The sequence below is a fragment of the Bifidobacterium sp. LH_743 genome, assembly GCF_056355775.1.
In genome coordinates this window covers 709,596-722,344 of record NZ_JBKESZ010000001.1, presented here as the reverse complement: position 1 = coordinate 722,344, position 12,749 = coordinate 709,596, and the positions used below count along the sequence as shown (strand labels likewise).

The following is a 12,749-nucleotide window of genomic DNA, read 5'->3' as shown; positions in this document are numbered from 1 at the left end:
TCGCGCGCAGCACCTACCATTACCAGCTCAACGCCATGAAACGTCCCGACAAGGATGCTTCCCTCCTGGAGCTCGTGCGCGAGGCGTTCGAGAACAGCGAGCGGCGCTACGGGTACAAGCGGATCCACCTGGAGCTGAAGGGCATGGGCGTCAGGGTGTCGGCGAAACGGATCATGAGGCTCATGACCGGAAACGGCCTGGTGCCCCTGTTCAAGAGCGCGAAGCGGTACAGCTCGTACAAGGGCGAGCTGACCAAGGCCCCGGCGAACCTGGTGGACAGGGATTTCCACGCCGAGCGGCCGAACATGCTGTGGGTCACGGATCTCACGGAGTTCTCGATCCCCGCGGGCAAGGCGTACCTGTCGCCCGTGATCGACTGCTACGACGGGCTTCCGGTCGCGTGGACGATCGGAACGAGCCCGAACGCGGCGTTGGCCAACGGCATGCTCGCCGACGCGTGCTCCACGCTCAAGGACGGCGAGAAGCCAATCATCCATTCCGACCGTGGATGCCACTACCGGTGGCCGGAATGGATCCGCATCTGCAAGGAACACGATCTGACGCGTTCGATGAGCGCGAAGGGATGCAGTCCGGACAACGCGGCCGCGGAGGGGTTCTTCGGCCGTCTCAAGCAGGAGTTCTTCCACAAGCGCAGCTTCGCCGGCGTCTCGATGGACGGGTTCATCAACATGCTGGACGAGTACATGGTCTGGTATCGGGACAGGCGGATCAAGACGGAGTTCGGCATGAGCATCATGGACCGTCGACGCGAGCTCGGTCTTGTGGCATGATTGGTGGTGATGGAATCAATGACGAGTCCAACAAAACGGCACCAGCCCCCATTTTAAAACCTATTGTTTATAGCTACATATTTTTCTTCGATTAAACACATGACGCATGCCCGAAGGCATTCGATTAATTGAAAACAAAATCATTTGTAGATTCAACATAAAAATCCCTTTCTTTACATGGCGCCATCTTATTTCTGTTGATATTTCACAGAATAAAGTAAGAATCAACACGACACGGCATGGTACTTATCAGACATAAGCGCACGTCTTTATAACAAGTATTTATACATACACGAAAAAGAAATAGGGCGCATGATTATGCGCCCTATTCACAAAATTAAATATCGTTTTATAACTATTTTTAATAAGCCCCTGCTATCGCCTGGTCGAGGTCGGAGATGAGGTCGTCCACGTTTTCGAGGCCGATGGACAGGCGGATGAGATTGTCGCCGACGCCGGCCGCGTCGTAATAGTCGGCAGGCACCTCACGATGCGTCACCTTCGTCGGATTGACGATCAATGAACGCGAATCGCCGATGTTCGGCACATAGGAGAACACCTTCGTCGAATCCAGAATGCGTTCCACGTTGCGTTCGTCACCCTCCACCGTGAACGACAGGATGGTGCCCACGCCTTCCGGAAGGTACTTGCGCGCCAGATCGGAGGTCGGCTGCCCGTCCAGGGACGCGTAGTTGACCGACGTGACATGCGGCAGATTCTTCAGATGCTCTGCGATGGTCAGCGCCGACGCCACCTCCTGTCTTTCACGCACGGCAAGCGTCTCCAATCCAATCAACTGCAGATATGCGTTGAACGGGCTCTGCACCGCGCCGAACGTGCGCAGGTACTTGATGCGGATGCGCTTGATGAACGCCTGATCACCGAAACGGCTGACGAAGCTTTCCCACTTGCCGGCACGCTGGTCGCTGATGACCAGTTCCTCGCCCGTCAGCCCCGGGAACTTGCCGTTGCTCCAGTCGAACCGTCCGGCATCCACGACCACGCCGCCGAGCGCGTTGCCATGTCCGGTGATGCCTTTGGTGGTCGAATGCACCACGATGTCGGCGCCGAATTCGATGGGACGCAGCAGGTACGGCGTCGGCACGGTGTTGTCGACGATCAATGGGATGCCGTGCCGGTGCGCCAAGCTCGCAAGCCCCTCGATGTCGGCGACGGCGGTGCTGGGATTCGCCACGGATTCGACGTATATCGCCTTCGTGTCGTCGGCGATCGCCGCTTCAACGGCGGCCAAATCGTTGATGTCGCTGACGAAATCGCCCTGGATGCCGAATTTCGGCAGAAAATCGCCAAGCGCGTCCACGGAAGCGCCATACAGGTTCACTGGGGCGATGATCCGTCCGCCGCCTTCGCCAACGCACATCAGCGCATAAGTGACCGCGGCCATGCCGGACGACAATGCGACCGCGCCGACGCCGCCCTCCAATGCGGCAAGCCGCCGTTCCAACGCATCGACGGTGGGATTCGCCACACGGGAGTATTCGAATCCGTCCAGCCGGCCGCCGGCCAGCGCGTCGCCACGCTGTGCGTTCTCCAAATCGAAGGCCGCCGATGCGTAGATCGGCACGCTCACCGCGTCGGCGTTCGCCTGACGATCGTATCCGGCGTGAATGGCCTTGGTCTCGAAACAGCCGTCCTCCGTTGCCGTGGTCATAGTATGTCCGCTCCTTGAACGTTATTGGGCGCGAAAGCGCGTTGGGAATCCGATGATCCGTAAAAATCAGGCGTATACGTGCTGCGCGAGCGCGAATAGGTCCTCGCCGGCGTGACGCTTGAGATAGTTCTCGTATGCGATGTCGAACGCCTGTCCCAGATCCTCGATGAGGTCCTGCTTGTCTTCGATGCCGACGGCGAGACGCACCAGCTCATCGGTGATGCCGACCTTCAGACGTTCCTCACGAGGCAGCTCGAAATGCGTCATGCGGCACGGCAGTTCGGCAAGGGATTCGACGGCGCCGAGGGATACGGCCAGACGGAAGATGTGCAGGTTGTTGAGCACGTCGCCCGGGTCGACGCCCGGCACCACTTCGAAGCTCAGCACGGCGCCACCGCCCTTGAGCCCGTTGGAAGCGAGCTCGTATTCATGTCCCGGCAGTCCCGGATAGTGCACGGACTTGACCAGCGGATGCAGCAGCAGATAGCTGGAGATCGCGCGGGCGTTCTCCTGCTGGCGGTCCATGCGCAGCGCAAGCGTCTGGATGCCACGGCGCACCGAATCGCATTCGTTCGGCGCGAGCACGCCGCCCAGACGGTTCTGTGCGAAGTAGACCCGCTTGCCCAGCTCGTCGTCCTTGACCACCACAAGTCCGGCGTTGACTTCGGAATGGCCCGCCAGATACTTGGTGGCGGAATGGATGACGATGTCGGCGCCCTGATCGAGCGGACGCTGCAGATACGGGGTGACGAACGTGTTGTCGACGATGGAGATCGCGCCGTATCGGTGGGCGATTTCGGAGATCCTCGTCACGCTGTTGACTTGCAGCAACGGATTGGTAAGCACTTCGAAATACACGGCCTTGGCCGGACAGCCATGCGCGTTCCCCTTGACGGAACGTCCGGAGACCACGTCATCAAGCGCCTCGTAATCGGCCGTGTCCACTTCATCGACGATGACGCCCCAACGTTCGAAGTATTCGTGGAACAGCGAATAGGTGCCGCCATAGATGTTCTTGCCGACGACGATGCGGTCGCCTGGTTGGAAAATCGACAGAACCGCGTGGATGGCCGCGAGTCCGGAACCGAAGGCGAAACCGCGGGTGCCGTGCTCGAGCTGCGCGATCTGCTTCTCCAGGAACTCACGGGTCGGATTGCCGCTGCGCGCATAGTCCCAACGGGGCATGGTCTCGACCGATTCGAAAGCATAGGTGGACGAGTTGTAGATCGGCGGATTCACGGCTCCGGTATTGTTGTCGTTGACCGGCAGTCCGTGGACGAGCTGAGTATTGAATCTGGTCATGGTGCGCACCCCCTCGGGTTGTGGTTCGTTGCCGCGTGCCGTTCACGCGATCGCCGGTTCCCTACTTAACCGCATTCCGCGCACCGACGCGCGCCACGCCTTATCGACGTTGCTTATGGAACGCACGAATCGCCATAGCGTTTAGTTATGGAAGGTTATCAATCGGCGGAAAATCGAGGAAACAGCGGAAATGAAGCATGGAATCGCAAGACGACGAGGTCACAAATGAAAATGCCGCTCCCCGCAAGAGGACGCATATCACTCCCCTTGCGGAAAACGGCATTCCTGAAACGGCATTCCCGGAAAATCGCACACCTTACAGCGCGGCGGCCACACGCCTTACGGCTTCGCGCAGCTTGTCCTCGGATTTGAGCAGGCTGAACCGCACGTAATCCACGCCGACCTTGCCGAAGCAAGTGCCGGGCAAAGCCGCCACGGACGCCCGTTCCAGCAGCAGGTCCGCGAATTGCTCACCCGTCGTCCCCTCCGGCGCATGCACCCATGCGTAGATGCCGCCGTCCGAATCGAACACGTCCAGTCCGGCGTCGCGCAGTCCTCCGGCCACGATCTTACGGCGAACGGCATAGCGTTCCGCCAGTTCACGCACGCAGCTCTGGTCGGATTCCAACGCGGCGGTGCCGGCGTCCTGCACATTGCCTGTGATCATGGAGCCCATCTGGTAGTGGTACTGCTTCACATGGCTCACAATATCGTCGTTGCCGGCGATGAATCCGGCACGCCAGCCGGCCATCGCATACATCTTCGACAGTGAGCACACCTCCACAGTCACATCGAATGCGCCGGGAAGCGACAGAATGCTGATCTGCTGGTCATGCACGCCAAGTCCGGCGTAGGCGAAGTCCTGCACGATGGCGAAATGGTGTTCGTGCGCAAGCTCGATGGCGCGTTCCAGGAATTCGCGCGGTGCCTGCGCGCCCGTCGGATTGTTCGGATAGTTGAGCACCAGCACCTTCACGCGCTCCCAAGTGTCCGCGGGAACCGCGTCCAAGTCAGGCAGGAAGCCGCGTTCCGGCAACGACGGCAGCAGAATCTCCTCCGCCCGGCTCATCACCGTCATGCAATGGTAGGAGGGATAGTACGGGTCCGCATAGGCCACGGCATCGCCCGGCGAGACGAGCACGGCGAACAACGCCGCCAAGCCGTCGACGGCGCCTTCCACGGCGAACAGCTGCGTCTTCCAATCCAGATCGACGCCGTACGTGTCGCGATACCAATGCTCGGCCGCCTGGAGGAAACTCGGTTTGCCGTCGAACGGCGAATAGCGCGCGTTCGCGGGGTCATCGACGGCACGCTTGGCCACGTCGCGGATGAAGTCCGCCGGGAACGCGTCGGGATTGCCTTTCGCCAGGTCGATCACGTCGGCGCCGCCTGCCACCGCGGCCGCCACCTTACGATCCATTTCGGCGAACACGTTCGGCGGAATCGATTGCGCGATGGTGGTGAACGCGACCGGAGAGACATATGAAGTCATGGGAAATACCTGCCTTATGCAAGAAAGACGCGCGCGATGGCCGACTTAGGGGAACAGTTTCGGCCCCACGCGCGCCGTCGGTTTACGTTATGACAGCGACGCCGGACGAATCAGTGCGTCACCTTGCGTGCGATGAAATCGCCGATCCATTGGATGATCTGCACGATGACGATGAGGATGATCACGATCGCCACCAGCACGCCGGTCTCATACCGGTTGTAGCCGTACTGGATGGCCATGTCGCCGATACCGCCGGCGCCGATGGTGCCGACCATCGCGGAATATCCGATCATCGAGATGATGGTGAGCACCACGCCGCGGATGAAGGATGGCAGCGCCTGCGGGAAAATCGCCTCGAAGATGATCTGTCTGGTCGTGGCGCCGGTGGAGATGGCCGCTTCGAGCAGACCGGAATCGACTTCGGAGAACGCGCTCTCCGCGATTCTGGCGAAGAACGGGACGGCGGCGATCGACAGGGATATCACACCGCCCGTCGGCGTGTACGGGTCGCCGAGCAGCAGCTGGGCTACCGGGATGAGCACGACCATGAGGATCAGGAACGGCAGTGAGCGGATGGCGTTAACAATGAAGCCGACGATGACGTTGACCGCGCGATTCGGCGTGAACAGGCGGTTTTCGGTCAAATACAGCAGCAACGCCACCAATGTGCCGAGCACCACGCCGATGATGGCGGAGACCACCACCATGTAGGCCGTGTCGAGCAGAGCCTTGCCAAGGTTCTGTTGAAGGATTTCAAGGGTTTCGTTCATGTCACGCCTCCTTGTTTTCGACGGATTCGGACGATTCGACGGCCGCCGCCAGTTTTGCACGATCCAGCTCGCGGTAGCTGAACACGTGCGTCCGCAGCTCGTTCAGCGCCTGCGGCAGACGTTCCTTCGCGCCGGAGACCAGCACGATGAGAATGCCGATGGCCTGCGAGCCGAAATATTCGACGTTCGCGTGGAGCACGTCGATACTCACGCCGTAGTCCTGCGCCACGCGGCTGATGAGCGGCTCCAAGGCGGCGTCGCCCTTGTATCGCAGTTCCACGATGGTGCCCGACGGCAGCGAGGGAACAAGCTGGGGCGGCACCTGGATGCCGAGGTAGCGTTCCACCAGCGCCTTGGTGGTGGGGTGCTTCGGCGCGCTGAACACGTCGAAGGTGTTGCCCTGTTCCACGACCACGCCGTTTTCCATGACGGCCACGCGGTCGAAGATCTGCTTGGCCACGTCCAGCTGGTGCGTGATGAACACGATGGTGATGCCCAGCTCCCGGTTGATGCGCTGCAGCAGGGCCAGAATGCCTTCCGTGGTTTCAAGGTCCAACGCGCTGGTGGCCTCGTCACACAGCAGAATCTCCGGCTTGTTGGCGAGCGCGCGTGCGATGGACACGCGCTGCTTCTGGCCTCCGGACAGGCTGGACGGATAGCTGTCGATCTTGTTCTCCAGTCCGACGAGCTTCAGCAGCTCGCGGATCCGGTCGGCCCATTGTGCCTTCGGATATCCACCCGCCTTCAACGCGAATTCGATGTTCTTGCCGACGGTGACGTTGGTGATCAGGTTGAATCCCTGGAAGATGAAGCCGATCTTCTTGCGCAGCTCGCGTAGCGCGACGCCTTTCAGACTGGTGATGTCGGCACCGTCGACGAACACTTTGCCGCCGGTCGGACGCTCCAGAAGGTTGATGGTGCGCACCAATGTCGATTTGCCGGCTCCGGAGAAGCCGACGATGCCGAAAATCTCGCCTTTTCCCACGCTGAGGCTCACATGCTTCACCGCTTCGACGGTGCGCTTGCCCTCATGGAAGGTTACCGATACGTCGTCCAGCTCGATGACGCTCATATTTCCTCGTTTCGTTTAGGTCGTTGTCCAAATCGAAGGCCCGCATGCGGCCTATACGGCTCATGCAGGCCCGATGTATGACACCGTGGGGCGTCGGTCACCAAGTCTTCGGCTTGCCGAAGTCCTTGAACTCGCTCTTGGCGATGGCGTCCTTGAACTTCTGGCTGGTCAGCAGCTTCTTGGCCGCCTTGGCGAAATCGGAATCGACGTCCTGGGTGCGGACCACGAACACCTCGATCACGCCGTCATCCTGCTTTTCCAGGGCGAGCGCGGAGCTCGGATCGAGCTTGGCGGCCCAGGAGTAGTTGCCCGGCACGAGAGCCACGTCGACGGTGTCCAAGGAGCGGGCCAGCTGGGCCGCGTCGATCGTCTTGATCTTGAGGTTCTTCGGGTTGGACGCGATGTCGTTGACCGTGGCCTTGGTGGCGTCGACCTCGCCCTTGAGCTTCACCAAACCCTGCTGCTGGAGCACGCCGAGCGAACGCGCCAGGTTGGAGCCGTCGTTCGCGATGGAGACGGTGGAGCCGTCCTTGATGTCCTTGATGGACTTGTACTTCTTGGAGTAGATGCCCAGGCCCAGGGTCGGGGTCTGTCCGATGGAGGTCAGGTCGAGGTGGTTGTCGGCGGTGAACTTCTTCAGATAGTTGCCATGCTGGAACAGGTTCGCCTGGATGGAGCCGGAGGCGAGGGCCTTGTTGGGCTGGACGTAGTCGTTGAACACCTTGGTCTTCACGTCGAAGCCATCGTCCTTCAGCAGCGGCGCGATGACCTTTTCGACCATGTCTCCGTAAGGTCCGGGGCACACGCCGACGGTGATCTCAGTGGTCTTGCCCTTCGTGGTGTTCAGGCTTTCCTTGGATGCGGAATCGTTGTTGGATCCGCAAGCGGCCACGGAGACGAGCGTGGTGGCGGCGAGCACGGCCGCGAGGACGCGTTTGATGCCGTTCGGCTTCTTGAGGATGGCGATGGTCATGGTTGTTTTCCTTCTCTTGTTGTGCTGTGTTTCGTTTTAAGTTTTTTGTTTTCCGGTTCCCGTACGGTCACTCGCCCGCGTCGGCCTTAGCCTGCGCGACGATGTCGGGATGGTGGATGGCGAAGGCATGTTCGGCCAGGTGCACTTCGCGCGTCAGGAACTCATGCAGCTTACACACGTAGCCGTGTTCGCGGCCGATTCTGGCGATGTATCCGTTGATGTAGTCGACTTCCGTGGGCCGTCCCTTGGTCAGGTCCTGGTACATGGACGGGTAGTGCAGCGGATGCGCCACGCCTGCGGTGTGCAGGATGGTCTCCACTTCGCTTTCTCGGGTGCCGAGCAGTTTGAACCCTGCCGCCTCGGCCGCGCCGTAAGCTTCGTCCACCAGCTGCTCGGTGAGCCAGCGCGCGTCGGGATGCGCGTGGAATTCGCCGAATCGGATCTGGTACATCGTGCACAGCGTGTTGAGCACGGAGTTGAACACAATCTTGGCCATGCACATGCCGATGAAGTTGTCCACGATGGTGGGGTTCAGGGTGGCCGCGGTGAAATCGTCGAACAGTTCCTGTTCGGAAGCCTTCACCTCGTCGGTCGGCTCGTCCGCGTAGGCGCACAGGTTCATGGCCTTGGCGTGCGCGCCACCGGTGAAGTTGAAATCGCCGGGACCGTACACATAGGCGCCGATCAACGCGGTGCCGCCGTAGATGTGATCCTTGGGGAAGTATTCGTTGAGTTTTTCGAAGTGCCCGTAGCCGTTCATCGCGGAGAACACAACCTGCTTGTCGTTGAACAGGTGGGCGCAGCGCTTGAGCACGCCGTCGAGCTGCATCTGCTTCACGAACACGATCCACGCGTCCGGCCGGCCGGTGTATTCCTCCGGATAGTAGATGTCGATCGGTACGAGATGGCGGTCCTCGCCGTCTTGTGAGACGTAGGCGCCGCCCTGCTCGCGGATCTTCTCGACGTTCGGTTTCCAGGTATCGATGAAATCGACGTCCTTGTGGGCGAACTCCTGCAGCAGCACGCCATACTGGATGCCCATTCCGCCGGCACCGATCACCGCATACTTCATAACAGTGCTTCCTTCTCCCTTGTGTTCCGCTTACTTCTTTCAAGCGATAATCACAAGATATCGGGAAAAATATCTTTCCACGTCGGCGTGGCTATATGCTCTTCTTATGAAAGGCACAAATCGCGATAATTCTTTTCTATATACGGTTATCACGACATGAAAAAGCCTTCCGTGGAGCAAACCACGGAAGGCTTTGGAAAGAGAATCCGACGGACGTCAACGAGCGGACGTGCCGTCGGATCGCCGGTCAGTCGGCGGTCAGAGCTTGCCGCCCTCGACCACGATGTCATCGGGATCGACGTCGTTGCCGTACACCGGTTCCAAGGTCTTCTCGTAATCCTTGTGGAAGAAGTTCTCCTTGCCGAGCTTGTCGATCTCGTCGTTGATCCAGTTGAGCAGCTCCTTGTTGCCCTTCTGCACGGCGGGGGCGATGGTGTCCTCGTCACCGAGCTTGGTGATGCCCACCTTGAAGCCCTTGTTGGACTTGGCCCAGGCCAGCACCTCAGTGTTGTCGGTGGAGAAGGCGTCGCCGCGGCCGTCGAGCAGCGCGTTGTAAGCGTCGGCGTACTGGTCGTACTTCTGCAGCTTCACGTCGGGCTGGTTCTTCTCGAAGTAGCTTTCGGCGGTGGTGCCCTTGGCGATGATCAGGGTCTTGCCCTTGAGCTGGCTCACGTCGGTGATCTCGGCGTTCTCCGGGGAGACGACACCGAGCGAGACCTTCATGTACGGCTTGGCGAAGTCGACCTTCTCCTTGCGCTCATCGGTCACGGTGAAGTTGGCTAGGGTGATGTCCACCTTGTTGGAGGTGAGCACGTCCACGCGGGCGGCCGGATCGACGGAGGTGTACTTGACCTTCACGCCCAGATCCTTGGCGAGGCGCTCGGCGAAGACGATGTCGTAGCCGGCGTTCTTGCCGCTCTTGTCGATGTAGCCGAACGGGGCCTTGTCGGAGAACACCGCCACCTTGAGCTCACCGGATTTCTTGATTTCGTCGAGGGTGCGCGCGGTCACCTTGGACGAGCTGTTGCCGGAAGCTCCGGAAGCTGAGGCGTCCTCGCTCGGCGTGGCGGCGGACGGGCCGCAGGCAGCCATGGAGGCGGCCATGATCAACGCGGCCGATGCGGCCACGATGCCCTTGATTGTCCTATTGATGATTGATGCGGTCATGGTTTCTCCTCTCTTCGGTGGATGACTGCATTCAAGATTTGCGTTTATCCGGCCAGTCCGTCGGATTTGGCGGAATCGGCCGTTCCGGCCGCCACGGATGGGCCACGATGCCGGTCGAATTCGAAGGTGCTCAGGAACCGCTTGGCACGGTCGGTCTTCGGATTGGAGAAGAACGCCTCGGCGTCGTCGGACTGCTCCACGATGCCGCCATCCTCCAACATGATCACCTGGTCGGCGATGGCCCGTGCGAACTGCATCTCATGGGTGACGATGAGCATGGTCTGGCCGGAGTCGGCGAGTTCCAGCATCACGTCGAGCACCTCGCGCACCATTTCCGGATCGAGAGCGGCGGTGACCTCGTCGAACAGCAGCACCTCCGGATGCAGGATCAGCGCACGGCAGATGGCCACGCGCTGGCGCTGGCCGCCGGACAGCTCATGCGGCCAGGAATCCTTGCGGTCGGCGAGTCCGACGCGTTCCAACAAGGCGATGGCCTCCTTCTCGACTTCCACCTTGTCCCGCTTCTGCACCAGCGTCGGCGCGAGCGTGATGTTGCCGAGCACGGTTCTGTTGGGGAACAGGTCATAGCTCTGGAACACCATGCCGACGCGCGTGCGCAACTCGCTGCTTCGCTTGCTACGTCCGGCCGATTCCGTTCCGGGCTTGCCGGTTTCGATGACCTCGCCGTTCAGCGCGATGGTGCCGCCCTGGATCGGCTCAAGCCCTGCGATGGTGCGCAGCAGGGTCGATTTGCCGGAGCCGGACGGTCCGACGATGACGAACACCTTGCCGTGGGGCACGTCGAAGGAGATGTCGTCAAGCACCGGCTTGTCCGCATTGGCGTATTTTTTGACCAGATGCCTGATCTCAAGACTCGTCCGCGCGGCCTGCTCAGTCCGCTCAGTCATGCTTCCACCTCTTTTCCAACCTGCGGGCCACGATGGACAGCGGCCAGCACACGATGAAGTACATGAAGAAAATAGCCCCGTAGATCCACAGGGTACCCGTCGGATATTGGAATCGATTCGCGTCGATGATCTGCTGGCCCACCTTGATGACCTCCACCACGCCAAGCAGCGCGGCCAGCGACGTAGTCTTCACGATACGCGTGGCGAGGTTCACCGAAGCCGGCAGAAGCCTGCGCAGCGCCTGCGGCAGAATCACTTTCGTGAACGTCTGCCAGCCGCTCAATCCCAAGACATACGACGATTCGTACTGCGCCTTCGGAATCGATTCGAGCGCGCCACGCACCAGATCACCCAATTCGGCGCCGCCCCACAACACGAAGACGAAGACGCACGCGCCGGTCGCATCCATATTCCAGTTCCATGCCTGCGCGAAACCGTAGAACGCGATGAACAGCAGCGCCAGCTGCGGCATGATGCGGATGAAGTCCAGATAGATCCTGGTCAACAGCCGAACGACGGGATTCCTCATCGTCATCAGCCAGCCGACGACCAGGCCGACGGGCACGGAAAGCGCCACGGACACGCCGGCGATCCACACCGTGACCCACAGTCCCTGCAACAGGCGCGGAATCACGCCCGGCTCGAGCAGAATCTCAGCGCCGCTCATAGTCGAACCTCCGTTCCAGCCAGGTGCCGAACAGCGAGATCGGCAGCAGAATCACCAAATACGCGACGATCAGCAGGAACAGCGACTCGTAGGTGTCGTAATACATGCCGATCAGGTCCTTGGCCATGTACATCACATCGGCGAGCGCGATGGCGGACACCACGGACGATTCCTTGATGAGGAAGATCACGTTGGCCACGATGCCCGGAATGGACGTACTGATGGCCTGTGGAATCACCACACGGCTCAGCGTCTGCCATTTGCTCAGTCCCAGCACATACGCGGATTCGCGCTGCACCTCGGGAATGGTCTCAAGGCCGCCACGCATCGCCTCGGCCATGTAAGAGCCGCCGAGGAAGCCGAGACCGACGATGGCGCACGTTTCGGAGGACCATGCGAGGCCCAGTTTCGGCAGACCGAAATACAGGAAATACAGCTGCACCAACAACGGCGTGTTACGGCTCAGCTCGATGTAGACGCGTGCGATCTGCCGCAAAACGGGAATGCGCGCGATCTCGATGCCGGCGCAGACCAAGCCGACCGCAATCGCCAGAATGATGCCGAAAACCGAAATGAACAGCGTCATTTCGGCACCGCCGACGAAAAACGGCGCGTAGTGCGAGACGAACGTCCAATCGAACACGCGCGCCTCCCCCTCTCTCCTCAACGGTCCTTTTCGTATTTGTTCGTATTTGTTTCGAAGAACGAGGCCCATGGTAGCGCCTTATCCGATACCAACAGGCCGCGTCCGCTATCGATTTTTCATATAGGCTTCCATAAGGTAGTCATGGAACCGAAGTCCCACGAGCCTTCCATGATGCCCCTACAGTATGGCATAACGACGGATTGCGCCTTCAGCTCAT

General features: G+C 60.2%; 12 protein-coding genes. 1 reads left to right on the top strand and 11 read right to left on the bottom strand.

Annotation, left to right across the window (positions count from 1 at the left end; genetic code table 11):
* On the top strand, nucleotides 1-791 hold a 791-nt coding region (locus tag AC1ATL_RS03070), incomplete at its 5' end, for an IS3 family transposase (RefSeq protein WP_476568324.1).
* Nucleotides 792-1,152: 361 nt separating this feature from the next.
* Here the strand turns inward: AC1ATL_RS03070 and AC1ATL_RS03065 are convergent.
* The 11 genes from AC1ATL_RS03065 to AC1ATL_RS03015 form a co-directional block, all read right to left on the bottom strand.
* Nucleotides 1,153-2,463, bottom strand: coding sequence for an O-acetylhomoserine aminocarboxypropyltransferase/cysteine synthase family protein (locus AC1ATL_RS03065; protein WP_476568322.1), 1,311 nt, complete (start codon nucleotides 2,461-2,463; stop codon nucleotides 1,153-1,155).
* Between the two features lie 66 nt (nucleotides 2,464-2,529).
* Nucleotides 2,530-3,765 carry a trans-sulfuration enzyme family protein gene (locus AC1ATL_RS03060; RefSeq protein WP_476568320.1) on the bottom strand — a complete coding sequence of 412 codons (1,236 nt, stop codon included), beginning with the start codon at nucleotides 3,763-3,765 and terminating at the stop codon, nucleotides 2,530-2,532.
* Nucleotides 3,766-4,081: 316 nt separating this feature from the next.
* Nucleotides 4,082-5,257 carry a pyridoxal phosphate-dependent aminotransferase gene (locus AC1ATL_RS03055; RefSeq protein ID WP_476568318.1) on the bottom strand — a complete coding sequence of 392 codons (1,176 nt, stop codon included), beginning with the start codon at nucleotides 5,255-5,257 and terminating at the stop codon, nucleotides 4,082-4,084.
* Nucleotides 5,258-5,367: 110 nt separating this feature from the next.
* The gene (locus AC1ATL_RS03050) at nucleotides 5,368-6,027 is read right to left on the bottom strand and encodes a methionine ABC transporter permease (RefSeq protein ID WP_432624293.1); all 660 of its coding nucleotides are present in this window, start codon (nucleotides 6,025-6,027) and stop codon (nucleotides 5,368-5,370) included.
* A gap of 1 nt (nucleotide 6,028) precedes the next feature.
* On the bottom strand, nucleotides 6,029-7,099 hold the full coding sequence (locus AC1ATL_RS03045) for a methionine ABC transporter ATP-binding protein (RefSeq protein WP_476568316.1): 1,071 nt from the start codon (nucleotides 7,097-7,099) through the stop codon (nucleotides 6,029-6,031).
* 97 nt (nucleotides 7,100-7,196) lie between these two features.
* Nucleotides 7,197-8,072: a MetQ/NlpA family ABC transporter substrate-binding protein gene (locus AC1ATL_RS03040; protein ID WP_476568314.1), complete on the bottom strand. Its 876-nt coding sequence runs from the start codon at nucleotides 8,070-8,072 to the stop codon at nucleotides 7,197-7,199.
* Between the two features lie 67 nt (nucleotides 8,073-8,139).
* Nucleotides 8,140-9,144, bottom strand: a complete 1,005-nt coding sequence (locus AC1ATL_RS03035; RefSeq protein ID WP_476568312.1) for a ketopantoate reductase family protein — start codon at nucleotides 9,142-9,144, stop codon at nucleotides 8,140-8,142.
* A 258-nt stretch (nucleotides 9,145-9,402) separates the two neighbouring features.
* Nucleotides 9,403-10,311: a cysteine ABC transporter substrate-binding protein gene (locus tag AC1ATL_RS03030; RefSeq protein ID WP_476568310.1), complete on the bottom strand. Its 909-nt coding sequence runs from the start codon at nucleotides 10,309-10,311 to the stop codon at nucleotides 9,403-9,405.
* A gap of 44 nt (nucleotides 10,312-10,355) precedes the next feature.
* Complete coding sequence (locus AC1ATL_RS03025; protein WP_476568308.1) at nucleotides 10,356-11,219, bottom strand: amino acid ABC transporter ATP-binding protein; 864 nt, start codon at nucleotides 11,217-11,219, stop codon at nucleotides 10,356-10,358.
* Entirely contained in the window at nucleotides 11,212-11,886 is a 675-nt protein-coding gene (locus tag AC1ATL_RS03020; RefSeq protein ID WP_432624288.1) for an amino acid ABC transporter permease, read from the bottom strand. Before AC1ATL_RS03020 ends, AC1ATL_RS03025 begins: the two co-directional genes overlap by 8 nt.
* The gene (locus tag AC1ATL_RS03015; protein ID WP_476568369.1) at nucleotides 11,873-12,529 is read right to left on the bottom strand and encodes an amino acid ABC transporter permease; all 657 of its coding nucleotides are present in this window, start codon (nucleotides 12,527-12,529) and stop codon (nucleotides 11,873-11,875) included. Before AC1ATL_RS03015 ends, AC1ATL_RS03020 begins: the two co-directional genes overlap by 14 nt.
* Between the last annotated feature and the right edge of the window lie 220 nt (nucleotides 12,530-12,749).

Bases quoted from the DNA above. Each gene is read 5' to 3' on its own strand.
- AC1ATL_RS03055 (WP_476568318.1), bottom strand. From the start codon at position 5,257: ATGACTTCATATGTCTCTCCGGTCGCGTTCACCACCATCGCGCAATCG.
- AC1ATL_RS03050 (WP_432624293.1), bottom strand. From the start codon at position 6,027: ATGAACGAAACCCTTGAAATCCTTCAACAGAACCTTGGCAAGGCTCTG.
- AC1ATL_RS03065 (WP_476568322.1), bottom strand. From the start codon at position 2,463: ATGACCACGGCAACGGAGGACGGCTGTTTCGAGACCAAGGCCATTCAC.
- AC1ATL_RS03060 (WP_476568320.1), bottom strand. From the start codon at position 3,765: ATGACCAGATTCAATACTCAGCTCGTCCACGGACTGCCGGTCAACGAC.
- AC1ATL_RS03045 (WP_476568316.1), bottom strand. From the start codon at position 7,099: ATGAGCGTCATCGAGCTGGACGACGTATCGGTAACCTTCCATGAGGGC.
- AC1ATL_RS03030 (WP_476568310.1), bottom strand. From the start codon at position 10,311: ATGACCGCATCAATCATCAATAGGACAATCAAGGGCATCGTGGCCGCA.
- AC1ATL_RS03035 (WP_476568312.1), bottom strand. From the start codon at position 9,144: ATGAAGTATGCGGTGATCGGTGCCGGCGGAATGGGCATCCAGTATGGC.
- AC1ATL_RS03025 (WP_476568308.1), bottom strand. From the start codon at position 11,219: ATGACTGAGCGGACTGAGCAGGCCGCGCGGACGAGTCTTGAGATCAGG.
- AC1ATL_RS03020 (WP_432624288.1), bottom strand. From the start codon at position 11,886: ATGAGCGGCGCTGAGATTCTGCTCGAGCCGGGCGTGATTCCGCGCCTG.
- AC1ATL_RS03040 (WP_476568314.1), bottom strand. From the start codon at position 8,072: ATGACCATCGCCATCCTCAAGAAGCCGAACGGCATCAAACGCGTCCTC.